This is a genomic window from Sinorhizobium arboris LMG 14919, assembly GCF_000427465.1.
In the GTDB taxonomy this organism is placed as follows: domain Bacteria; phylum Pseudomonadota; class Alphaproteobacteria; order Rhizobiales; family Rhizobiaceae; genus Sinorhizobium; species Sinorhizobium arboris.
The window spans coordinates 31,121-52,313 of sequence record NZ_ATYB01000014.1 but is presented as its reverse complement, the minus strand read 5'-3'; the positions used below and the strand labels follow the sequence as shown (position 1 = coordinate 52,313).

20 protein-coding genes are annotated in these 21,193 nt (G+C 62.5%); 2 read left to right on the top strand and 18 right to left on the bottom strand.

Annotated features, from left to right (window positions below):
- Positions 1–56: 56 nt before the first annotated feature.
- Positions 57–1,001, bottom strand: a complete 945-nt coding sequence (locus tag SINAR_RS0111335) for a nucleoside hydrolase (RefSeq protein ID WP_027999210.1) — start codon at positions 999–1,001, stop codon at positions 57–59.
- A gap of 162 nt (positions 1,002–1,163) precedes the next feature.
- Here SINAR_RS0111335 and SINAR_RS0111330 point away from each other — a divergent pair, with 162 nt between their 5' ends.
- Complete coding sequence (locus tag SINAR_RS0111330; protein WP_027999209.1) at positions 1,164–1,595, top strand: Hsp20 family protein; 432 nt, start codon at positions 1,164–1,166, stop codon at positions 1,593–1,595.
- A gap of 50 nt (positions 1,596–1,645) precedes the next feature.
- Positions 1,646–1,903: a BQ00720 family protein gene (locus tag SINAR_RS0111325; protein WP_003527660.1), complete on the top strand. Its 258-nt coding sequence runs from the start codon at positions 1,646–1,648 to the stop codon at positions 1,901–1,903.
- A gap of 201 nt (positions 1,904–2,104) precedes the next feature.
- On the opposite strand, the gene trmB is transcribed toward SINAR_RS0111325, so the two are convergent.
- From trmB to SINAR_RS0111240, 17 genes are all read right to left on the bottom strand, one after another.
- Positions 2,105–2,803: a tRNA (guanine(46)-N(7))-methyltransferase TrmB gene (gene trmB / locus SINAR_RS0111320; protein WP_027999208.1), complete on the bottom strand. Its 699-nt coding sequence runs from the start codon at positions 2,801–2,803 to the stop codon at positions 2,105–2,107.
- Between the two features lie 223 nt (positions 2,804–3,026).
- Entirely contained in the window at positions 3,027–4,304 is a 1,278-nt protein-coding gene (gene metK, locus SINAR_RS0111315; protein WP_027999207.1) for a methionine adenosyltransferase, read from the bottom strand.
- 342 nt (positions 4,305–4,646) lie between these two features.
- The gene (locus SINAR_RS0111310; protein WP_003527670.1) at positions 4,647–5,066 is read right to left on the bottom strand and encodes a helix-turn-helix domain-containing protein; all 420 of its coding nucleotides are present in this window, start codon (positions 5,064–5,066) and stop codon (positions 4,647–4,649) included.
- Between the two features lie 137 nt (positions 5,067–5,203).
- Positions 5,204–6,799: an apolipoprotein N-acyltransferase gene (gene lnt, locus SINAR_RS0111305; protein WP_027999206.1), complete on the bottom strand. Its 1,596-nt coding sequence runs from the start codon at positions 6,797–6,799 to the stop codon at positions 5,204–5,206.
- A 368-nt stretch (positions 6,800–7,167) separates the two neighbouring features.
- Positions 7,168–8,331 (bottom strand): hemolysin family protein, encoded by a 1,164-nt coding sequence (locus tag SINAR_RS0111300; RefSeq protein ID WP_027999205.1) that lies wholly within the window; start codon positions 8,329–8,331, stop codon positions 7,168–7,170.
- A gap of 12 nt (positions 8,332–8,343) precedes the next feature.
- Complete coding sequence (gene ybeY, locus SINAR_RS0111295) at positions 8,344–8,850, bottom strand: rRNA maturation RNase YbeY (RefSeq protein WP_027999204.1); 507 nt, start codon at positions 8,848–8,850, stop codon at positions 8,344–8,346.
- A 63-nt stretch (positions 8,851–8,913) separates the two neighbouring features.
- The gene (locus SINAR_RS0111290; RefSeq protein WP_027999203.1) at positions 8,914–9,969 is read right to left on the bottom strand and encodes a PhoH family protein; all 1,056 of its coding nucleotides are present in this window, start codon (positions 9,967–9,969) and stop codon (positions 8,914–8,916) included.
- 4 nt (positions 9,970–9,973) lie between these two features.
- Positions 9,974–11,392, bottom strand: coding sequence for a tRNA (N6-isopentenyl adenosine(37)-C2)-methylthiotransferase MiaB (gene miaB, locus SINAR_RS0111285; RefSeq protein ID WP_027999202.1), 1,419 nt, complete (start codon positions 11,390–11,392; stop codon positions 9,974–9,976).
- A gap of 134 nt (positions 11,393–11,526) precedes the next feature.
- Positions 11,527–12,375 carry a lyso-ornithine lipid O-acyltransferase gene (olsA, locus tag SINAR_RS0111280; RefSeq protein WP_027999201.1) on the bottom strand — a complete coding sequence of 283 codons (849 nt, stop codon included), beginning with the start codon at positions 12,373–12,375 and terminating at the stop codon, positions 11,527–11,529.
- Between the two features lie 54 nt (positions 12,376–12,429).
- The gene (locus SINAR_RS0111275) at positions 12,430–12,933 is read right to left on the bottom strand and encodes a GNAT family N-acetyltransferase (RefSeq protein WP_027999200.1); all 504 of its coding nucleotides are present in this window, start codon (positions 12,931–12,933) and stop codon (positions 12,430–12,432) included.
- A gap of 60 nt (positions 12,934–12,993) precedes the next feature.
- Positions 12,994–13,650: a tRNA (adenosine(37)-N6)-threonylcarbamoyltransferase complex dimerization subunit type 1 TsaB gene (gene tsaB, locus SINAR_RS0111270; RefSeq protein WP_027999199.1), complete on the bottom strand. Its 657-nt coding sequence runs from the start codon at positions 13,648–13,650 to the stop codon at positions 12,994–12,996.
- Positions 13,651–13,881: 231 nt separating this feature from the next.
- Positions 13,882–14,448: a NifU family protein gene (locus tag SINAR_RS0111265; RefSeq protein ID WP_027999198.1), complete on the bottom strand. Its 567-nt coding sequence runs from the start codon at positions 14,446–14,448 to the stop codon at positions 13,882–13,884.
- A gap of 201 nt (positions 14,449–14,649) precedes the next feature.
- The gene (locus tag SINAR_RS0111260; protein ID WP_027999197.1) at positions 14,650–15,141 is read right to left on the bottom strand and encodes a universal stress protein; all 492 of its coding nucleotides are present in this window, start codon (positions 15,139–15,141) and stop codon (positions 14,650–14,652) included.
- Between the two features lie 52 nt (positions 15,142–15,193).
- Positions 15,194–16,258, bottom strand: a complete 1,065-nt coding sequence (trpS, locus tag SINAR_RS0111255; protein WP_027999196.1) for a tryptophan--tRNA ligase — start codon at positions 16,256–16,258, stop codon at positions 15,194–15,196.
- Between the two features lie 91 nt (positions 16,259–16,349).
- On the bottom strand, positions 16,350–16,739 hold the full coding sequence (locus tag SINAR_RS0111250) for a VOC family protein (RefSeq protein ID WP_027999195.1): 390 nt from the start codon (positions 16,737–16,739) through the stop codon (positions 16,350–16,352).
- Positions 16,736–18,346, bottom strand: coding sequence for a murein biosynthesis integral membrane protein MurJ (murJ, locus tag SINAR_RS0111245; RefSeq protein WP_027999194.1), 1,611 nt, complete (start codon positions 18,344–18,346; stop codon positions 16,736–16,738). The genes SINAR_RS0111250 and murJ overlap by 4 nt, the downstream gene beginning before the upstream one ends.
- Complete coding sequence (locus tag SINAR_RS0111240) at positions 18,343–21,192, bottom strand: [protein-PII] uridylyltransferase (protein ID WP_027999193.1); 2,850 nt, start codon at positions 21,190–21,192, stop codon at positions 18,343–18,345. The genes murJ and SINAR_RS0111240 overlap by 4 nt, the downstream gene beginning before the upstream one ends.
- Position 21,193: the final 1 nt, after the last annotated feature.

The window sequence follows — 21,193 nt, the reverse complement described above, 5'->3', positions numbered from 1 at the left end:
CGTCCGAACCTCATCGGGCGCCGTTTTCTTTTCCAGGCAAGGCGTACATGGGGCTATCAGATACGGGCCAACCGCTCGGTCAGGAGCTCGAAAAAGCCCTCGTCGTCGATGTGCCGCATGACCTTGGCGTTGTGCGCGCGGCCGGTGACCTGCCACCAGTCGACCACGGTCATGCCCGCGGTGAGCGGAGACGTGGTTTCGATCTCGACGTTGCAGTCACGGCCCGTGAAGAGTTCCGGCCTCAGCAGATAGGCGATAACCGTCGGATCGTGCAGCGGTCCGCCATCGGTGCCGTATTTCTCGATGTCGAAACGCTCGAAGAACTCGAGCATCTCCGCAAGGGCTACGGCCGCCGGGCTGCCGACGGCGCGGATTTTCTCGACACGGGCCTTGCGCGTCAGAACGCGATGGGTAACGTCGAGAGGCATCATGACGATCGGAATGCCGGAGCGGAAAACGATCTCGGCGGCCTCCGGATCGACATAGATGTTGAATTCTGCCGCGGGCGTTATGTTGCCGCCTTCGAAGAAGCCGCCGCCCATCATCACGAGCTCGCGTACCGCCGGTGCGATTTCCGGCGCCTTCGTCAAGGCCAGCGCGATATTCGTCAGGGGCCCGAGCGTACAAAGCGTCACGGCACCCGGCGCCTCCGCACGCAGCGTTTCAACGATGAAATCGGCGGCGTGCTGCTCTTGAAGCGGCATCGTCGGCTCGTCGAGCACAGGGCCGTCGAGCCCCGTCTTGCCGTGCACGTGCTCGGCCGTGACAAGCGGGCGGGCGACGGGCCGCTCGGCACCGGCAAAGACCTTGACGTCGGTCCTGTTGCAGAGCTCGCAGACGATGCGGGCGTTTCGGGCCGTCAGCGTCAGCGGAACATTGCCGGCGACCGTGGTGATGCCAAGTACGTCGATTTCTTCCGGGCTGCCGAAAGCGAGCATGATTGCCGCCGCATCGTCCTGACCCGGATCCGTGTCGATGATGATTTTTCTCGCGTTTGACACTTCCATCTCCCTGCCGGACCACCGCCTTCGAATCAGAGACTATGATTTGCGTGGGCTGCGGAGGCAAGCCGCTTGCACTCATTGCACACAGCCACCATATTGCTTCGAGGATGCTGCTTGGCAGGTCCGACAATGGTCGCTTGAGCTGCAAGGGCTTGGAGAATGAGCAGAATAACGCCTTTTGCGAGCCCGCTTCTGGTGGGTTTCGACAGTATGGAAAAGACCCTTGAGCGCATCGCCAAGGGCAATGACGGCTACCCACCCTACAATATCGAGCGCATTCGCGGCGATTCTGCCGCCGGTGCACCGGAACGTTTGCGGATAACGCTCGCCGTCGCGGGTTTCTCCGAGGAAGACCTCGACGTGACGACCGAGGAGAACCAGCTGGTCATCCGCGGCCGCCAGATCGAAACCGGCGAAAAGGAATACCTGCATCGGGGCATTGCCGCGCGGCAGTTCCAGCGGACCTTCGTGCTGGCCGACGGGATGCAGGTCCTGGGCGCGGAATTGCGCAACGGCCTCCTTGCGGTGGATCTGGTGCGTCCCGAGCCGGTCCGCATGGTAAAGAAAATTAATATTTCGGTCCCAGAATAGGATAACCGGCGGGATTTTATTCCTGCGGCCGGCGACCACGGAGCATGACCATGGGACTGAAAGCCATCAACACATCGCTGTCGAAGAACGACCTTGCGCATCTTGGTGCAGGCGAGGTCGGCTACATCCGCAAGATGCGTTCTGAAGAGGTCTCCCGTTGCTTTCCGGAAGCGCCCGAGATGGGGCCTGGAATCGATCTGTGGGCCCTGTTCGGCGCCGATGGAACGCCCATCCTGCTGACGGACAACCGCTCCAGCACCTTCTTCAAGGCGGCCGAAGACGACCTTCGCACGGTCAGTTTGCACTGAGCGGTTGACGCCAGGCCACGATGTTTCAGGTCGGGTCGACCTGAAACATGAACGTGATCGATTCCAGAAGTTGAGACGTAGGATGCGGGCGGAAAACCGCACACTCTTTGCTCACGGCGGACCGTTCAAGCCCCCACCCACCTGCGGAGACGGGGGTTAGTCTTCGGCTAAATCCGACGAGAGGAGCGGCTCCGAGACTTTCTAAACCCTTCGAAAGGTCAGATAGGCCGAACTGCGCCCTTCCCGGCGGGCCTTCGCTTCGTAGCGCGTGCTTGGCCATCCGGCAAAAGGCGTCAGCCAGTCGGCCGCTCCTTCCGCCGTCCATTCGAAAGCCGTGTGATCGCGGCAATGGATCAGCGTCCAATTGACATAGCTATCGATGTCCGAGGCGAAGCAGAAGACGCCTCCGGGTTTCAGGATGCGTGCGAAGCGGTCGAGATTGACCTGAGAGACGAAACGCCGCTTCCAGTGCTTTCGCTTCGGCCAGGGATCGGGATAGAGCAGGTCGATCTGGTCGACGGATGCCGTCGGCAGCCAATCCAACACCTGCGTGGCATCGTCGTCGTAGAGGCGGATGTTTCTGATCGCTTTCGCCTCGATCTGCCCGAGCAGCTTTGCCATCGAATTGACGAAGGGTTCAACCCCGATGAAGCCGGTGGCGGAATCTTCCGCGGCACGGTGGATAAGGTGCTCGCCGCCGCCGAAGCCGATCTCCAGGCGAATTCGTTTGACGGGTTCGGGGAAAAGCGCCGTCAGATCGACCGGTGCCGGTTCTTCGAGATCGAGCTTCAACAGCGGCAGCAGGTTTTCAAGATGCGCCGCCTGGCGTTCCCGCAGGGGCTTGCCCTTGCGGCGGCCGAAGAAAGCCTCCGTTGCTCTGGCACCGCGCGTTTCGGTCATGTCGTTTTTCCCATAGATGAAGCAGGATGCGGGCGGAAGGCGCACCAGCTCTCCTCATCCAGCTCCGTATCGATGATTTCGGATCGAGCCGAGCCCGAAATCACAATGAACGAGGCGGACGCTCCTCTCCGGAGCGCCCGCCCTGATTATTGCCATGCCTGATAACAGGCCGTTGCGATATCTTCAATGCGCGGCCTCTTCCGAAGCTGCATCACCGGCAAGCTTAGGCAGCGCGGCTCGCCGCTCTCCCGTTGACGGCCGAAGAGCTGTCGATCGCTTCTTTGAGCGGCTTGACCAGGTCGAGCTTCTCCCAGGAGAAGGAACCGTCGCGGCCGGCCTTGCGGCCGAAGTGGCCATAGGCAGAGGTCTTGGCGTAGATCGGCCGGTTGAGATCCAGATGACGGCGGATACCGGTCGGCGACAGGTCCATCGTCTTGCGGATGGCGCTCTCCACCTGGTCTTCCGAAACTTTGCCCGTCCCGTGCAGGTCGACATAGATCGACAGCGGCTGGGCGACGCCGATGGCATAGGAAAGCTGGATCGTGCAGCGCTCGGCAAGACCCGCCGCGACAACGTTCTTGGCCAGATAGCGCGCCGCATAGGCAGCCGAACGGTCGACCTTGGTCGTGTCCTTGCCCGAGAAGGCGCCGCCGCCATGCGGGGCCGCACCACCATAGGTGTCGACGATGATCTTGCGGCCGGTAAGGCCGGCATCACCGTCCGGTCCGCCGATGACGAACTTGCCGGTCGGGTTGATGTACCAGGTGCAGTCGTCGGCGATCTTCAGGTCCGCCAGCGCCTCACGGATATAGGGTTCGACCACGGAGCGAACCTTGCCGGAGTCCCAGCTGTCGTCGAGATGCTGAGTGGAGAGGACGATCGAGCTGACCTCGGCCGGCTTGCCGTCGATGTAGCGGACCGTCACCTGGCTCTTGGCATCGGGGCCGAGCTTTGCGACCTCGCCTTCGCCCTTCTTGCGGGCAGCGGCAAGCAAATTCAGGATCCGGTGGGAATAGTAGATCGGCGCCGGCATGAGTTCGGCGGTTTCGCGGCAGGCATAGCCGAACATGATGCCCTGATCGCCCGCGCCTTCTTCGCCCTGCTTGTCGGCGGCGCTGTCCACGCCCTGCGCAATGTGCGCCGACTGGAAGTGCAGAAGCACATCGATCTTCGCCGTCTTCCAATGGAAGCCGTCCTGCTCGTAGCCGATGTCGCGAATCGCCTTGCGCGCGGCCGACTTGAACTTCGAGGGGTTGATGACCTCGTTGCCGTTCTTATCCTTCTTCAGGAGGCTCGGCGGCAGGCGGACCTCGCCGGCGATGACGACACGATTGGTCGTCGCCAGCGTTTCACAGGCGATGCGCACAGTCCACGGATCGACGCCGGTCTTTGCCGCTTCACGGTAGACCAGATCGACGATTTCGTCTGAGATACGGTCACACACTTTGTCCGGATGACCTTCGGCTACGGATTCACTTGTGAACAGGTAGTTTGCGCGCATGCGGGAAGTCCCCTCAATGAAAGAAGCGGTCCAAACGTTTAGTGGTTTTGCGGGCGAAAAACAAGCACACAACGACATAAATATATCTTTATATCGACATCGGAGCGACGTTCCGCTTTCCGGAAAACGCCCGTTTGGCGGAAAAATCTTCGCTCAGAGCACTACCAGGAAGAGTGTGTGACGATTGCGAAAATCAATTCCGATCTTCGGGCCGGCGCTGGAGAGGAAATCACCACAGGCGCGGACGCGCAGCCGGGGCACCCGGGATCGCGTGAGCACAGCCTTCCGCAGACGAAAAAAGCGGCTCTGCGCCGCTTCTTTCATGACGGAGACTATTGCCGATTATTCGCTCTCTGCCTCGGCGGCGAGAGCCTTCACGAGGTCCACCAACTTGCGACGGACCTTCGGATCGGAAATTTTGACGAAGGCACGGTTAAGCTGCAACCCTTCCGAGGAAGACAGGAAATCGACCACGTAGTTGGAGCTTGACGCCTCGGCCATCCCCGGCCCGGTGCCGCCGCCATCGCCTGGAGCATCCTCGAAGAAGAACGACACCGGCACGTTGAGTATCTGCGATATGTTCTGCAGCCGGCTTGCGCCGACGCGGTTCGTGCCTTTTTCGTACTTCTGGATCTGCTGGAAGGTAATCCCCAGACTCTCGCCGAGCTTCTCCTGGCTCATGCCAAGCATCGTCCGACGAAGGCGAATCCTGCTACCGACGTGAATGTCGATCGGGTTCGGTTTCTTCTTGTTTTCAATCATATTCGCCTTCCTAAACACCCTGTTTACGTTACCAGCAACCCCGCATTGCAAAATTTGCCCTGCGGCAACCCTGTCGCGCTGCGGCGGCAGGCGAAGGTTGATGGCGAAAAACACTATGCAATTTTAGGGGTTTTACGTCAATTCTTCCTAATATTAAAACCTATGCGCGATATTGTTGCAACCAAAAGTAGAATCCCCGCCGTCAGCCAAAAGATCTGGCTGCGCGTTACGATGTTTGTCAGCGTAGGTAGTTTTCCCGGCAGAATTGTGTCTATAACCCCCCTGTAATTGTAGCCCAATACTACCACTAAAACACCACGTGCATCAACAACTGCTGAAATACCAGTATTCGCGGCACGGATCATTGGGGTTCCGGTTTCGACCGCGCGAAGCTGTGCCTGGTGGAAATGCTGGCGTGGGCCGGGGGTATCGCCGAACCAGGCGTCATTGGTAATATTGAGGAGCGCGTCGGCGAGACGGGCGTTGCCGTCCACCTCGTCGGCGAAAATCGCCTCGTAACAGATCATCGGATAGATCTTTCTGCCGCCCGGCAAGGTCAGCACCGGGCGGGTTTTGGCTGCCGAGAAACCGCCCGGCATCGAAGCTGCGACGGAACTCAGGCCCCAGGAGGTCAGCAGGTCCTCGAACGGGAGGTATTCGCCGAAAGGCACCAGATGCACCTTGTCCGCCGCGCCGACGATCTGCCCCCGATCGTCGATGACATAGATCGAGTTGTAATAGCGCGGCGGCAGTCCCGCCCCGGCATCCTCGACCCTGACGGCGCCGGCGACCAGAACTTGCCCGTCCTGGAGAACATCGGCGATCCGCGCCAGGGCGTCGGGATTGTCGGTGAGAATGAAGGGGATCGAGGTTTCCGGCCAGACGACGATGTCCGGCCGCTTGCCGTCATGCGGAACCGGCGCGGCCGTCAGCGAAAGGTGGTCCTCGAAGATCGAGGCGCGTTCGCGGTCGTCGAGCTTCTTAGCCTGGTCGATCACCGGCTGGACGATGCGTACGGCCATCTCCGGTGCAGGCGCCGCGGGGGCGGGTTGCGCGAGCCGATAGAACCCGAAAACGACATGCGCTGCGAAAAGCGCTGCGGCGATGGCGAGACCGGTGCGCGCACCCTTGCCCGTCCAGATCAGAGCCGGCGCGGCGAAGACGAAAACGGCCAGCATATTGATCGTCGAAAGATTGACGACGCTCGCCGACTGCATCATCAACGGCATCGGCATGGCCGCGTAGCCGATGGCATTCCAGGGAAAACCTGTAAAGAGAAAGCTGCGGAGCCATTCAACGATCCCGAAGCCGAGCGCAAGGGCGGCGATACGGCCCCAACCGTCGGACCAGAGGCTGCGGGCGATGACGACTGCCAGGGCGTAGAATAGTCCAAGAACCGCCGGAAGGCCCACGACGGTAAGCGGCAGCGCCCAGGCAAACGCGTCCGCCTCGACCAGAAGCGCATTGCCCAGCCACCAGAGACCGCCCAGGAAATAGCCGAAACCGAAGAACCAGCCGATCGCGGCGGGCTGCAGCAGCCGCCGGAACAACCCGTCGCCCGGATCGGGCGCCACTCCGTCGATCAGCCAGACGAGAACGGGAAAGGAGACGAAGGCCGCCGCGAAAATGCCGAAAGGCGGTTGGGCAAGCACCGCCAGAAGGCCGGCGAGACAGCCGACGAATGTCCGGGACACTCCTGAAAGGAGTATGATTCTGCCTGCCAGTCTTTCCATCGAACCTCCAGTCGGCGCCGGCCGCGGGCAAGACCTTACGCGGGACGTACTGCATGTCTCCTTAATCGCAGCCGAATTCAGGACAAAGACATGCGGCGATAAGTGTTACAGCGACCCTTGCGCCTGAAACAGACGCTCAGCGCTGTACCGAATCAATCGGCGGCAGTCTTCCAAAAAAGTGGCTCCTTGTCCCTCGCTCCGGACAACGGGTGCGGCAGAATCGTTCTTCTTCGTCCCGTGCATGTCATGGGGATCGGGCGGCGCCGCGTCTGCGGCGGCGCCGGAGAGGTTTTTCGGCCCGCCACTTCGGGTGACCGGATTTCTCGTGACAGGCATAGGAAGAGGATCGAAGAGAAACCGCGCGGCCGCTATTCGAATGAGGACGGGGGCTGGACACCCGTCCCTGCGCCGCCGGTCGCGGCAAACGCATCGGGCAACGGCTCCTTCTCGACCTTCGGCAGGCGACGGCGTGACGGCGGGCGCTTGCGCATGATCCTGACGCGCTTGACGCGACGTGGATCGGCATCGAGAATCTGGAACTCGAAACCGGGAATCGCCTGCACCACTTCGCCGCGGACAGGGATCCGGCCGAGCGATGCGAATACGAGTCCGCCCAACGTGTCGACATCCTCGAGCTGCTCGCGAACATCGAAATCGGGGCCGACCGCCTCGGCGATCTCCTCGAGCTCTACACGAGCGTCGGCGACGAACACGTCGTCCGAGCTGCGCGCGAACATTACTTCCTCGTCGTCATGCTCGTCCTCAATGTCGCCGACCACCATTTCGACGATGTCCTCGAGTGACACGAGACCGTCCGTTCCGCCATATTCGTCGATGACGAGAGCCATCTGGATGCGCGCGGCCTGCATGCGCTGCATGAGATCCGATGCGAGCATCGATGGCGGCACGAACAGAAGCTGACGGATGATTCCCGCCTCCTCCACCGTCCTGTCGAGATCGACGCGGGAGAGATCGAAGCCGGCCTTCTGCTGGCGGGCCCTTTCGGGCTTCTCGCCATTGCTGGTCGTCGCCGTCCCCTGGGTTTTGCCGTTGCGGCGCCGGTTTCGCGCCTGTTTGGTCACATAGGCAAGAAGATCGCGGATGTGCACCATCCCGCGGGGGTCGTCGAGTCCTTCGCTGTAAACCGGCATACGCGAGCGCCCCGACTCCTCGAAGAGCACCATGAGCTCGCCGATGGTGATGTTCTGGTCCACCGCCTCGATATCGGCTCGCGGAACCATCACGTCTTCGACGCGAACCTCGCGGAAGCGGAGGATGTTGTTGAGCATCGCCCGCTCTTCGGGCGAGAATGCTGCATTGCCGTCGGCGTCCGTCATAAGCGCGTCGGCAAGATCCTCGCGCAGGCTCGACGGGCTCGCACCGCGTAACAGACGCGCGGCACGGCTCCAAAAGGATGATGTGGATTTGCTGCCCTCGAACCGGGCGGCGGTACTACTACCGGCCTCGGTGTCGCCGGAGGCTTCCGCCTCCTCGGTCGCGACGGCGGCAGGCTGTGTCTTGAAGTCGCTCATTGTTCCAAACTGTCAACCCGGGGGTTGGTCCCCGTAGGGATCAGATAGGCCAAGACGCGCCAAAATGCGAGTCTCCAACCGCTCCATTCTCTCCGCATCGTCGTCTTCGATATGATCATACCCGAAAAGGTGCAGGAATCCATGGACGAGAAGATGCGTCAAATGCGCGTCGAAAGGCTTTTCGAGCTCCGCCGCCTCCCGCCTCAGGGTCTCATGGGCGACGACGATATCGCCGAGCATCGGTCCCGGCATCTTGCCCGGCTCCATCGGAAATGCGGGAAACGACAGAACATTCGTCGCCTTGTCCTGGCCTCGCCACTCCGCGTTGATCGCCCTCATCGATTGGTCGTCGGTGAAGACCAGCGACAATTCCGCCGCTTCCGCCGACAGCGGCTGACTCTCCTCACGCACGAGAAAATCGGCCGCAGCCTCGAGAACGCGCTCGCAAAAAGAAAGAAGCTCGCCTTCAGGCGGCCAGTCTCCCGCCTCGACGCTGATCTGAATGTCCAATGCCGTCATGATCGACCGTCCGCGGTCCGAAAAGCGAAATTCCTTTCCGGACGGATCACGCAATAAACAAGATTAACGATCGCTCTGCTCGCTCTCGTCATGAACCGCCGTCTGGCTGTCATAGGCCCTGACGATCCGCGCCACCAGCGGATGACGAACGACATCGGCGTCCTTGAAGCGGATCACCGAGACGCCCTCTACGCCCTTGAGTATCTGCAGCGCCTCGACGAGGCCGGACTTCACGCCCCGCGGCAGGTCGACCTGGCTGGGATCGCCCGTGACGATCATCCGGCCGTTTTCGCCGAGACGGGTCAGGAACATCTTCATCTGCATCGACGTGGTGTTCTGTGCTTCGTCGAGAATCACGGCGGCATTGGCAAGTGTGCGCCCGCGCATGAAGGCGAGCGGCGCGATCTCGATGACGCCCGCGGTGATTGCCCGCTCGACCTTGTCTCCCGGCATCATGTCGTACAACGCGTCATAAAGCGGCCGCAGATAGGGATCGACCTTCTCCTTCATGTCGCCGGGGAGGAAGCCGAGACGTTCACCCGCTTCGACCGCCGGCCGTGAAAGAATGATGCGGTCGACCGCGCCACGCTCCAGAAGCTGGGCGGCATGGGCAACGGCGAGATAGGTCTTGCCGGTACCGGCAGGACCGACGCCGAAGACGAGCTCCTCCCGCTCCATCGCACGGATATAGGAGTCCTGCATCGGCGTGCGCGCAGCGATTGTTTTCTTGCGCGTCGAAATCTGCGCCATCGTCAATTTGGCTTTGCGCTCCATCGTCGGCAACTGTAGCTGATCGTCGGCGGCGACCGCCATGCGGATCGCACCTTCGACATCGGATGTATCGATCGAAGCGCCACTCTGCAGCCTTCCGTAGAGATAGTCGAGAGCACGGCGCGCCTGATTGGTCGCTACGACGTCGCCGGAGATGGCGACGGAGTTTCCCCGCGGCCTGGCATCGATGCGCAACCGCTCCTCCAGCAGTTTCAGGTTCTGGTCGAACTGACCGAAGAGTTCGCTGGCGAAGCGATTGTTCTCGAAGGTGAGCACGAAGTGATTGGCATCCGTTGCGGATGTCTTCGACTGGCGAGATGAGGAAGAAATCAGTTCGTGTCCGTTCAAGCGGTCAGCTCCTCGCGTCCGATTCCCCGATCATCTCGGCAAACAGGCTGTTCGGCCCGGCCTTGGTGATTCGCACTCTGATAATGTCACCGATTTGCGATGCTTTTGCATCAACATTCACGGGCTGCAGCCACGGCGACCGACCGACGAGCTGCCCCTGCATGCGGCCAGGCTTCTCAAGGAGCAGGTCGATCTCCCGCCCGACGCAGGCCTCGGCGAAGCCGCGCTGCTGCTTTACGAGCAAAGCCTGCAATATTTCCAGACGCTTGGCTTTCACGTCCTCGGGAACCTGTTCCTTGAGTTCGGCGCCCGGCGTACCGGGACGCGTCGAATACTTAAACGAGAAAGCCTGTGCATAGTTCACTTCTTCCACCAGGCGAAGCGTGTCCTCGAAGTCCTTCTCGGTCTCTCCGGGGAAGCCCACGATGAAATCGCCCGAAAGCGCAAGGTCGGGCTGCGCCGCACGAATGCGCCCGACGAGCGCCAGATATTCGGCAGCCGTATGGCGCCGGTTCATCGCCTTCAGGATACGGTCCGAGCCAGACTGGACCGGCAGGTGCAGATAGGGCATCAGCTTCGCCATGGATCGGTGCGCCTCGATGAGACTGTCGTCCATGTCGCGCGGATGGCTCGTGGTATAGCGCAGGCGCGCAAGGCCGTCGATCTCGCCGAGGCGCCGCAACAGGTCGCCGAGGCTCCATTCGCGCCCGTGCGGACCCGCACCGTGCCAGGCGTTGACATTCTGACCGAGCAGCGTGATCTCGCGCACGCCGCCCTCGACGAGCTTCTCCGCCTCCGCGACGATCTGCGCCACCGGGCGCGAGACTTCCGAACCGCGCGTATAGGGCACCACGCAGAAGGTGCAGAACTTGTCGCAGCCTTCCTGAACGGTCAGGAAGGCCGTGACGCCCCGCGCACGGGTCTTCGCCTTGTCGGGCGCCGGCAGATGGGCGAACTTGTCCTCGATGGCGTATTCCGTTTCCACGATGCGCTGGCCGGTGCGAGCCCGCTTAAGCGCCTCGGGAAGGCGGTGATAGGTTTGCGGGCCGATGACGAGATCGACCGCCGGCGCGCGGCGGAGTATCTCGTCGCCCTCCGCCTGGGCCACGCAGCCGGCAACGCCGATCAGCAACTCGCGGCCCTCGCGCGCCTTCGCCTTCTTGAGCTCGCGCAGACGGCCGAGCTCCGAATAGACCTTCTCCGCCGCCTTTTCGCGGATGTGGCAGGTGTTGAGCAGGACGAAATCGGCATCTTCCAGAACATCGGTCGCAACATAGCCGTCGCGCGAAAGCGCATCCGACATGCGGTCGGAGTCATAGACATTCATCTGACAGCCGTAGGTCTTGACGAAGACCTTGCGCGCCGGAACGTTCAGGTCGCCCGCCTCGGGCGACGTCGACAGAAAAGCGGTTTCCTGGGTCATGCGGGTTCTTTAGTGCATAGCGGCCCAAAGTTGAAGTATTTTCGGGGCGGCGCGGCGCGGGCCGGTACCGGCCATCGTGTCAAGGTGCTCCCCGAATAAGGCAATTGAGAGTGCGGCAGCAACCCTTGCGCGTCTTACGAGGCGCCCGGCGCTGCGGAGAGCGCCGGAGCCGTCTCGCCCTTCCCGCTGGGCCGAGAACGCCCTCGCAGCCGATCCGACAGCATTTTGCGGATCCGCTGCTCGATCCGGCGGCTCACTTCCTTGCGATTGGCGAGCCGGTCATAGTCCACCACCTCGCCGAAATCGACATCGACATCGAGGGCGCCTTCTCTCAGCACGCCGAGAAGATGGGGCAGCAGTCCGATGTCGCCCGGCCAGGCGGCGATCGGCCGATGATAACGCCCCATCGGCATCCCATGGATGCCGGTGTAGGATATTGCAAGGGGCTGGACGTGGACCACGCCCGTCGGCGACTGCGGGACGGCCGACGCGGCCGCGCCGAACAGCGAGGTCTTCACGCCGAGCAGCCGGTTGCCGTCCGAGGTCGTTCCTTCCGGGAAGAGCACGACGATCTCCCCATCGGCGAGCCGCCGCCCGATTTCATTGACCTGGTGACCGGTGGTACGCTTCTGCTCCCGTTCCACGAAAACGGACGCCTGCAGGCGGGCGAGCACCCCGAATATCGGCCAGGACTTGACGTCGGACTTCGCGACGAAGACGACGTCCGCCACCGACGAAAGCACCAGGATATCCTTCCAGGAGACGTGGTTGGCGCTCAGGAGCAAGGGACGCCGGCGGTCGAGCTCGCCATGGACGCGGACCCGCAGGCCGAGCAGCAGGCAGGCGACGCGATGCCAGTAGCGAGGCAACCAGCGCCGCGGCTTCAGGTCGAGCCACAGACAAAGGACCTGAACCGGCATCAGCACCAGCGAGATCACCACGAGCAGCATGCCGCAAATCGCGACCCGCACCCAATTGATCATCCGCAGGCACCTTCCAAACTGCGCTTCACCGTCTGCGTGAAACAGTGAAGCGATCTAACGAAGTTCAAGCCGCATGACAAGCGCCGTGCTGCGCTCGCCAGGCCGCGCCTGATAATAGGCCTTGCGCTCGCCGACCTTGTGAAAGCCGAGTTTTCCATACAAGCTGATCGCGGCCTGGTTCGTCTCGTCCACTTCCAGGAAGAGAGCCTCGGCCCCCTTGACGGCGGCCTCCCGCATCGCCGCCTGCATCAGGCGCCAGCCAAGCCCGGAGCGCGCATATCGGGAGTCGACCCCGATCGTCAGTATCTCGGCCTCGCCGGCGGCCGCCCGCGACAGGACGAAGCCGCCGAAAGCCGGCCGGAACATGCCATTGCCATTGGTCTGGCGTGCGACGAATCCGAACACCGTGTCCTGGGTCAGGAGACCGTGAAGTTCGCCGTCGCTCCAGGCGGCGGCAAAGCGCTGGCGATGCAGCGCCGCCGCGGCGCCGAGATCGGCCTCTTCAAGCGGGAAAATGTCGAACTCGGTGCGGCGGGTGAAGTAGTCGGTGAGGCTCATCGGGACGCTTCTTGGACATTCTGGAGAATATATGGGGCGAATGGCGCTTGGCGTCTCCGGTCAGGCGCGGGTCACGGCGAATCCGGCCTGGGGTTTGGCGTCGGGTCCGCGCAGATAGAGCGGCTTCGGACGCGCCGAAGCCGGATCGGCCGCGGCGCCCAGCCGGGCGAGGGTCGCCATGTCGATCGTGTCCGTCCTGTCGCCATCCGCGCCGGTAACCGCACGGGCACCGGAGCCGCAAACGATGCCGGCGAAACCGGAAAAGCGTGCGTGCGCTTCCTCGGCGGACAGGATTTCAGCCTCGCCTTGTGCGCTTCCGGAAGCATCGAAGGCCTGGAGGTAAAACTCGTCCCGCTTCGCGTCGATGACGACGAGCACCGGCTGGCCAGCCTGTTTCAGCCTGGTGCCTTCGGCGACGACCCGGAGCGTGCTGACGCCGACTGCGGGCTTTCCGAGCGCCAGCGCCAGGCCGCGCGCGGCGGCGACGCCGACACGGATCCCGGTGAACGATCCTGGACCTGTCGTCACGGCAATCCGATCGATTTCGACAAGTTCCCGGGCCGAGGCGGTCAACGCCTCATCGACGAATTCCATGAGGCGCTCGGCATGGCCGCGCCCGATATCCGCGCCCGCGCATGACAGAAGCTCTCCGGACCTATCGTCGTAGACGGCCGCGAAACAACCGGACCCGGACGTGTCTATGGCAAGAACTAGCATTTCAGCCGCGGCCTCCTCCCCTGCGCCTACAAGCGGTGCGCCTGCCGGGGTGCACAGCCGCATTTACCGCGTGCCCAAGTCTGCGGCACGTCGGAATCATACCTGTGACTCTATCCCAAAAACCACACCGGTATAAGGAATATGGAAACTGATATAAGGAAATAACGCAGAACTGAAAGCGAGGACGCGCGGACTTGCCATGCGCGTCCGCGCAGCTCGGCCAGCTCCGGATCAGACGGATTCGACGGCCTCGACTTCCGGAACGAAGTGACGCAACAGGTTCTGAACGCCGTGCCGCAAGGTCGCGGTCGAAGAGGGGCAGCCGGAGCACGCGCCTTTCATGTTCAGAAACACCGTTCCGTCCTTGAAGCCGCGGAAGGTGATGTCGCCGCCGTCCTGAGCAACGGCGGGCCGAACCCGCGTCTCGAGCAGCTCCTTGATCGTGGCGACGATCGCCTCGTCTCCCTCGTCGAAGAATTCCTCTTCCTCGTCCAGCTGCTCGGCACGGCCGGCGCCCGACATGATCGGCTGCCCCGACATGAAATGTTCCATGATCGAGCCGAGGATCGCGGGCTTCAGATGCTGCCACTCCTGCGCTTCCTTGCTCACGGTGATGAAATCATAGCCGAAATAGACGCCGGTGACGCCGGGGATCGAAAAAAGCCGAGCCGCAAGCGGTGATCCTGCAAGGGCCTCTTCTTCGCTCCGGAATTCGGCGGTGCCATTTTCCATCACGACCTTGCCCGGGAGGAATTTCAAGGTGGCAGGGTTCGGCGTGGCTTCGGTCTGGATGAACATCTCTCACTCCATTCTGCCGGGAGCGCTCCTCGACCGGCTTTTTTAGAATTGTTCCAAAATATAGGAGCCTCGGGTGGAGGCCGCAAGGCGTAATAGCGCCTCCAGCATGTTTCCTTGAACCGGCGCAGGTTTAAGGACACGAACATCGGTGACGCATGCCGCTGCTTGCGCTTCTGCTTGAAGCGCGCGGTGCCGTAGAGGTCAGGTCAGCGCGTCGATTTCCTCATCCGTCAGCAGGTCCGGAATGACCGTGACGGGAATCGGGAACGCCGCTGCCTTCCCGGCGATCGACGAAACGAGCGGGCCTGGGCCTTCCTTCGCCGATCCCGCCGCAAGCACCAGGATCGCGATGTCCCTGTCTTCCTCGATGACGGCGTGAATCTGCTCCGTGGCGATGCCCTCGCGAATGACGATTTCCGGCTCGATGCCGATCCGTTCACGCACCGTCTGCGCGATTTTTGCCAGCGTCGCCTCGGCCTCGTCGCGCGCTTCGGCGCGCATGATCTCCTCGACGCCCAGCCACTGCTGAAAGTCGCCGTCGGCGATCACGTACAGCAGCACGAGACCGCCATTGGAGTTTTTCGCGCGCATTCCGGCATAATGCACGGCGCGGCCGCATTCGGGCGTGTCGTCGATCACCGCCATGAACTTGCGGCGATGCCCTTCCAGCCGTGAGAGTCGGGTTGAAACCATACGGTGAACATTACAACGCCGCGCGGCGCCCGCAAGCTCTCATTTTCATCAACTACTGCAAAAAGCCGATGATTTCGCGGACCTCACGCATGGTCTTCTCGGCGCGGGCCCGCGCGCGCTCCCCGCCTTTGCGCAGGATGGCGTCGATATGCGCGGTATCGCCCATCAACCGGCGCATTTCGCCCGTAACCGGCGAAAGCACGCTGACGGCGAGGTCGGCCAGGGCCGGCTTGAAGGTCGAGAATTGCTGGCCGCCGAATTCGGCAAGCACTTCTTCTTTCGACCTGTCGGAGAGCGCAGCGTAAATGCCGACGAGGTTATCGGCTTCCGGGCGGCCCTTGAGACCGTCCGTTTCGCTCGGAAGCGCATCCGGATCGGTCTTGGCCTTGCGGATCTTCTTCAGGATCGTGTCGGCGTCGTCCATCAGGTTGATTCGCGACAGGTCCGAAGGGTCCGATTTCGACATCTTCTTGGTGCCGTCGCGCAGCGACATGACGCGCGGCGCCGGTCCCCCGATCAAAGGCTCGACCGGCGGGAAATAGGCATGGATCGGCTCTTCTCCGACGACGATATCGACACCGTAGCCACCGCGGCGGATATGCTCCATGAAATCGATGTTGAACTTCTGGGCGATGTCGCGGGTGAGCTCCAGGTGCTGCTTCTGATCGTCGCCGACCGGCACATGGGTGGCGCGATAGACGAGGATGTCGGCCGCCATCAGGCTCGGATAGGCGAGCAGGCCGAGCGAAGCGTTTTCCCGGTCCTTTCCGGCCTTGTCCTTGAACTGGGTCATCCGGTTCATCCAGCCGATGCGGGCGACGCAGTTGAAGATCCAGGCGAGCTCGGCATGCTGCGGCGCGGCCGACTGGTTGAAGACGATGTGCCTTTCAGGGTCGATGCCCGAGGCGATGAAGGCGGCTGCGATCGAACGGATCTGGCCCGGCAGGTCCTCATGCACGAGCTGCGCCGTGATCGAGTGCAGGTCGACGACGCAATAGATGCAGTCGTTTTCTTCCTGAAGAGCGACGAATTTGCGGATCGCGCCGAGATAGTTGCCGAGATGCAGGTTGCCGGTCGGTTGAACGCCGGAAAATACGAGCGGCTTGAATTCGTTCATGTCGTTCCCAATCGGGCTTGTGGAGGGCCCGGCTCCAGTTGATATCCGCCGCGCTTATGCACGGCGGGCCGGGCGCAATCAAGAGGCATGGTCACGCGGCCTGGAGGAGATCCCAGCTGTTGCCGAACGGATCGACGAAGACGGCAACGGTTCCGTAGACCTCGTCGCGAGGCGCCTCGAGGAACTTGACGCCGGCGGAAAGCATGGCGGCGTGATCGCGGCTGAAGTCGTCGGTGAAGAGGAAGAAGCCGACCCGGCCGCCGGTCTGATTGCCGATCGCGGCGCGTTGCCTTTCGCCCTCGGCCCTGGCGAGCAGGAGAGCGGTCTCGGCCGCGCCCTTCGGCCGAACGACGACCCAGCGCTTGCCGCCGCCAAGGTCGCTATCCTCGAGGAGGTCGAAGCCGAGCTTGCCGCAGTAAAAGGCGATAGCCTCGTCATAGTCGGGCACGACGACGGCGACGCGGGCGATCGTCTGTTTCATCGCCCACCCGCTCCGTCGCTTGCCGAGGGTTCGACGGAAGGGGCCGATGCCCCCCGCCTGACGCTGCGGCGGATCATCGCGAGGCTCGCCCCGCCGATCCCGAACGCGACCGCGAAATAGATCACCATCGCGGCGGCGATCAGGCCGCAGAGGGTGATCGCGCGGGTCGCAAGCGGTGCGGCGGAAGAAAGCGGAGATGCGAGCCAATCCACGGCGAAGTACAATACGGCCGCCATGACCGCAGCCGCGATCACCAGGCGGGGGATTCTTGTCAGCAAGGGAATATCGCGCCCCCAGTGCCCGCGCCAAACAAGCGTCGCGAAGAGCAGCAAGGCGTTCACCCAGCCCGCAACGACTTCGGCCGTTGCGATGCCGCTTGCGGCAAGCGACGGAAAAAGCGTCAGCGCCAGCGAGACATTAACTGCCACGGAAATTCCGGCGAAGATCATGGGTGTGCGAGTGTCCTCGCGGGCAAAGAAACCCGGAATAAAGGCCTTGATCAGAACAAAGGCCGGCAGGCCGAGACCGTAGATCGCCAGAATATGCCCGACGACGACGGTCGATTCCGGCGAGAACTGGCCGCGCTCGAAGAGGAGTCTCACGATCGGCTCCGAGATGACGAGCAGTGCCGCGGCGGCGGGAAGCGTCAGGAACAGCGTGAACTCGACGGAACGGTTCTGCAGGTTCGTCGCCTCGTTGAGGTTGCCACCGCGCAGAGCCCGCGCAAGCTCGGGCAGAAGCACCGTCGCAACGGCAATGCCGACGACCCCGAGCGGCAGCTGATAGATGCGGTCGGCATAGACGAGCGACGAGACGGCCCCTTCCTTTGCCGAAGCGATATTGGTGTTGATCAGGAGGTTGATCTGGGTGATGCCGCCGGTGATCGCCGCCGGAAGCGCCAGCACGAGCAGGCGCTTGACGTTTGCCGTCAGGCGGGGCCGGCGAAAGCCTATCCGGATGCCCGCATTGCGCACCGCCACCCAGACGATCGCCAGCTGGACCATTCCCGCGGCCAGCACCCCCCAGGAGAGGGCGTAGCCGACCGCAATCGCATCCTGGCCGCTATACCAGGCGTAGGCGAGCACGCCGATCAGTATGAAGTTCAGGAAGACCGGAGCGATGGCTGCCGCGAAATAGCGGTGCAGCGAATTGAGCATGCCGGCCATCATCGCCGCCAGCGACATGCAGGCGAGATAGGGAAACATGATCGTCGCGAAGGTGACGGTGCTTGCGAATTTCGCGGGGTCGTCGGCAAACCCGGGGGCGATCAACTTCCCGACGATGAAAGGCATCGCCAGTTCCATGGCGATCGTCAGCAGAAGAAGAACTGTGAAGAGGACGCCGAAGACCTCCTCGGAAAAGCGACGGGCGCCGTCCATGCCATGCGCCTCGATTTCCTTGGCAAAGAGCGGGACGAAAGCAGAATTGAACGCCCCTTCGGCAAAAAGCCGGCGGAAGGTGTTCGGCAGCCGGAAAGCGGTGTTGAAGGCGTCGGCGACCGGGCCCGTGCCGAGCGCGGCCGCCATGAAGGTTTCCCGGATGAAGCCGAAGAGCCGGCTTCCGAGCGTCGCGCCGCCGACGGTTGCGAATTTCTTGACCAGACTCATGTTTCGGCTTTTGTCGCTTTGGAACCGTGGGGTACACGCGGCACGGAGGTCGGCGCGATGATGCCGGAGGGCATGCGCTCGCGCGCCTCGTCCACCTCCCCCGCCAGCACCGCCTTGAGGCGCGCTGCGATGTTCATCTGCCGGTTCTCGCTGGTGATCTTCGAACCGACCAGATCGGTGACGTAAAAGGTGTCGATCACCTTTTCGCCGAAGGTGGTGATATGGGCCGATGCGATGTCGAGCGAAAGATCGGACAGCACCGCCGTGATCTCCGAAAGCAGGCCCGTGCGGTCCAATCCCTCGACCTCTATGACCGTGAACTTGTTCGACAGCGTATTGCTGATGGTCACCTCCGGCGTCACGGTGAAGGCCCGGCTGCGCTTCTTCACACGCGTCCGGCTGGCGATCACCTCGGGCAACCTCTTGCGGCCGGAGAGCACGTCTTCGATCAGCTTGCCGATGCTCGCCGCCCGGCGCGTCTCGTCCTCTGCGACCGAGAACTCGCGGTTGACGAGAATGGTGTCCAGCGCCCGGCCGTCGGAGGTCGTGTGAATCTGCGCCCCGACGATGTTGGCGCCCGCCGCGGCGCAAGCGCCGGCTATGACCGTCAGCAGGCGCGGGTGGTCCGGCGACAATACGGTGATTTCGGTGATGGCGTGGAAATCATGAGTGCGCACCATGGTCGCAAGCGTCCTGCCCGCACGGTCCGCCTCGCGGATGAAGCCGGCATGGCGCACCTGCTCTTCGAGCGCCACGGTCAGGAGATAGGGCTGATAATGTAGCCGCACATAGGCATGGCGCTCCTTCTTGGGCCAGTCGGCGAGGGCCTCCTCCAGCATATTTGCGGCATGCCTGGCCCTTTCCTTGCGCGACAGTTCCGAGAACCCGCCGGAGAGCAGCAATTCCGTTTCGTAATAGAGCGTGCGCAGCAACTGACCCTTCCAGCCGTTCCAGACGCCGGGACCGACGGCGCGGATGTCGCAGACGGTGAGGATGAGCAGCATCTTCAGCCGTTCGAGCGATTGAACGCGTTCGGCGAAATCGACGATGGTCTTTCGATCATTCAGGTCGCGGGTCTGCGCGACCATCGACATGGTCAGATGTTCCTCGACCAGCCAGACCACCGTCTCGGTCTGTTTCGGCGAGAGCCGCAGCCGCGGGCAAAGCTTGCGGGCGACCTTGGCGCCCGCGACCGAGTGATCCTCCGGGCGTCCCTTGGCGATGTCGTGGAGCAGCACGGCCACGTAGAGGGCTTCGCGATCCTCGATTCCCGGCATCAGCATCGCGGTCAGGGGATGCGCCTCTTCCTCCAGACCCCTCTCGATGCGCGAGAGCACGTCGACGGAGCGCAGGAGATGCTCGTCCACCGTGTAGTGATGATACATGTTGAACTGCATCATCGAGACGATCTTGCCGAATTCCGGGATGAAACGGCCGAGCACTCCCGCTTCGTTCATCCGGCGAAGGATCAGTTCCGGATTGCGCCGCGAGGTGAGTATGGACAGGAAAAGCCGGTTGGCCTCTTCGTTTTCGCGCAGGTGCGGCGTGATCAGGCTCAGAGAGCGGGTCACCTGCTTCAACGCCGCCGGATGGAACTCGAGCCCGTTGATATCGGCGATGTGGAACAGGCGCATGAGGTTCACCGGGTCGCGCTTGAACACGTCGGTACTCGCAAGTGCAATACGCCCGCCGTCATCGACGAAATCGAGCGTGCCCGCGATCTTGCGGACGCGATTGCGGAAGCGGCTTATGACGCCTGTAATCCCGGGTGTGTCCTTGGCCTGCTGATCCTCCAGAGCCGAGCAGAAGATGCGTGTCAGGTCGCCGACATCCTTGGCGACGAGAAAGTAATGCTTCATGAAGCGCTCGACCGCCGAAAGGCCGGGATGATCGTGATAGCCGAGCGCCTCTGCGATCTCGCGCTGGATGTCGAAGGAGAGGCGTTCCTCCGCCTTGCCGGTCAGGAAGTGCATGTGGCAGCGCACCGCCCAGAGAAAATCCTCAGCCTTCTGAAAGAGCTTGTATTCTTGCTTCGAAAGCACGCCGAGCTTGACGAGATCGGCCGAGTCCTTGACCCGGTAGAAATATTTCGAAATCCAGAAGAGCGTATGCAGGTCGCGCAAGCCGCCCTTGCCTTCCTTGACATTCGGTTCGACGAGGTAGCGCGTGTCGCCCGCCTTGCGATGGCGCTCGTCGCGCTCGGCGAGCTTGGCGGCAATGAATTCCGGGCCGGTATTGCGGACGATCTCACGGTCGAAGCGCGTTTCGAGTTCGTTGGCCAGGATCAGGGACCCGCAGACATAGCGGCACTCGAGGATCGCGGTGCGGATGGTCATGTCCGCACGCGAAAGGCGGATGCATTCTTCGATCGTTCGCGTGGCGTGGCCGACCTTGAAGCCGAGGTCCCATAGGATATACAGCATGAACTCGATCGCCGGCTCCGCCCAGACGGCCTTCTTGGCGGGCAGGAGGAAGAGGAGGTCGATATCCGAGCCCGGCGCGAGCGTTCCGCGCCCGTAGCCACCGACGGCGGTGACCGCGATGCGCGAAGCCTCAGGGGCCTTCGCGGCGTCGAATACCTGATTCAGCACGAAGTCGTGCAACAGGGTAATCAGCTGGTCCTGGAGCCAGGAAATGCGCTCCGCGCACTTGATTCCCGCGCCGTCTGCGGCGAGCAATTCATGCGCCTTGGCGCGACCCGCAAGATTTGCCTCCTTGAAGGCCGCAAGCAAGGCCCGGCGCATCGGCTCGCGCTGTTCGGCATGGGCGGAGGCGATGAAGTCGCACCTGGCCCGAAGCGCCGCCACGTCCAGGATTTCGGGGAAGGAGGTTTCGTGTCTGGCCATA

Bases quoted from the DNA above. Each gene is read 5' to 3' on its own strand.
- SINAR_RS0111330 (WP_027999209.1), top strand. From the start codon at position 1,164: ATGAGCAGAATAACGCCTTTTGCGAGCCCGCTTCTGGTGGGTTTCGAC.
- SINAR_RS0111325 (WP_003527660.1), top strand. From the start codon at position 1,646: ATGGGACTGAAAGCCATCAACACATCGCTGTCGAAGAACGACCTTGCG.
- trmB (WP_027999208.1), bottom strand. From the start codon at position 2,803: ATGACCGAAACGCGCGGTGCCAGAGCAACGGAGGCTTTCTTCGGCCGC.
- metK (WP_027999207.1), bottom strand. From the start codon at position 4,304: ATGCGCGCAAACTACCTGTTCACAAGTGAATCCGTAGCCGAAGGTCAT.
- SINAR_RS0111310 (WP_003527670.1), bottom strand. From the start codon at position 5,066: ATGATTGAAAACAAGAAGAAACCGAACCCGATCGACATTCACGTCGGT.
- lnt (WP_027999206.1), bottom strand. From the start codon at position 6,799: ATGGAAAGACTGGCAGGCAGAATCATACTCCTTTCAGGAGTGTCCCGG.
- SINAR_RS0111300 (WP_027999205.1), bottom strand. From the start codon at position 8,331: ATGAGCGACTTCAAGACACAGCCTGCCGCCGTCGCGACCGAGGAGGCG.
- ybeY (WP_027999204.1), bottom strand. From the start codon at position 8,850: ATGACGGCATTGGACATTCAGATCAGCGTCGAGGCGGGAGACTGGCCG.
- miaB (WP_027999202.1), bottom strand. From the start codon at position 11,392: ATGACCCAGGAAACCGCTTTTCTGTCGACGTCGCCCGAGGCGGGCGAC.
- olsA (WP_027999201.1), bottom strand. From the start codon at position 12,375: ATGATCAATTGGGTGCGGGTCGCGATTTGCGGCATGCTGCTCGTGGTG.
- SINAR_RS0111275 (WP_027999200.1), bottom strand. From the start codon at position 12,933: ATGAGCCTCACCGACTACTTCACCCGCCGCACCGAGTTCGACATTTTC.
- tsaB (WP_027999199.1), bottom strand. From the start codon at position 13,650: ATGCTAGTTCTTGCCATAGACACGTCCGGGTCCGGTTGTTTCGCGGCC.
- SINAR_RS0111265 (WP_027999198.1), bottom strand. From the start codon at position 14,448: ATGTTCATCCAGACCGAAGCCACGCCGAACCCTGCCACCTTGAAATTC.
- SINAR_RS0111260 (WP_027999197.1), bottom strand. From the start codon at position 15,141: ATGGTTTCAACCCGACTCTCACGGCTGGAAGGGCATCGCCGCAAGTTC.
- trpS (WP_027999196.1), bottom strand. From the start codon at position 16,258: ATGAACGAATTCAAGCCGCTCGTATTTTCCGGCGTTCAACCGACCGGC.
- SINAR_RS0111250 (WP_027999195.1), bottom strand. From the start codon at position 16,739: ATGAAACAGACGATCGCCCGCGTCGCCGTCGTCGTGCCCGACTATGAC.
- murJ (WP_027999194.1), bottom strand. From the start codon at position 18,346: ATGAGTCTGGTCAAGAAATTCGCAACCGTCGGCGGCGCGACGCTCGGA.
- SINAR_RS0111240 (WP_027999193.1), bottom strand. From the start codon at position 21,192: ATGGCCAGACACGAAACCTCCTTCCCCGAAATCCTGGACGTGGCGGCG.